A 795-nucleotide genomic window follows, 5' to 3' on the forward strand; every position below is an offset into this window, starting at 1 on the left:
TGGCGGCCTTCAGGTTCTCGAACTGGCCGCCCCAGGTCAGCCAGTAGCCGGTCGGAAGCTGGACGGCTTCGACCTTTGTACGGGCTTCGGTGACGAACGAACCGATGTCGCGGCCCCGCACGTTGACCTGGATGACCACCCGGCGCTTGCCGTCCTCGCGGCTGATCTGGTTCAGACCATCGGAGAAGCGGAACTGCACCAGCTCGCGCAGCGGCACCGAACGTTGCACACCACTGTCGCCGGCCGGCAGCATGACCGGCAGGGCGCCCAGGGCGTCCAGGTCGTTGCGCTGGGCCATCGGCACGCGGACGGTGATGTCGAAGCGGCGGTCACCCTCGAAGACATCGCCTGCCTGGCGCCCGCCCATGGCCGTGGCCACGGTGTCGGCGACTTGGTCGATGCTGAGACCAAAGCGGGCGATGGCGGCCCGGTCGAACTTGACGTCCAGGGTGGGAGCCCCGCCGACCTGTTCGACGCGAACGCCTTCAGCGCCTTGGATCGACTCCAGCACCGCGCCGATCTTGGCGGCGGTGGCGCTCATCTTGTCCAGATCATCGCCATAAAGCTTGATGGCGACGTCACCGCGCACACCGGCGATCAGCTCGTTGAAGCGCATCTGGATGGGCTGGGTGACTTCGAAGCTGTTGCCCAGCAGCGGCGCGACCTTGGCCTCGATGCGTTGAACGACACCGGCTTTGTTCTCGACGGTCTTGGGCCACTCCTTTTGCGGCTTGAGGATGATGAAGCCGTCCGAGGCGTTGGGCGGCATCGGGTCGGTGGCGACCTCGGCCGTGC

1 protein-coding gene is annotated in these 795 nt (G+C 66.5%); it reads right to left on the bottom strand.

All coding sequences use genetic code 11. The features are described 5' to 3' along the window. Nucleotides 1-795: efflux RND transporter permease subunit (locus AX690_RS00770; RefSeq protein WP_197426740.1), on the bottom strand; the 795-nt coding region annotated here is incomplete at both ends.

Origin of the sequence: Caulobacter sp. CCH9-E1, assembly GCF_001556515.1 — a bacterium.
Classification (GTDB): domain Bacteria; phylum Pseudomonadota; class Alphaproteobacteria; order Caulobacterales; family Caulobacteraceae; genus Caulobacter.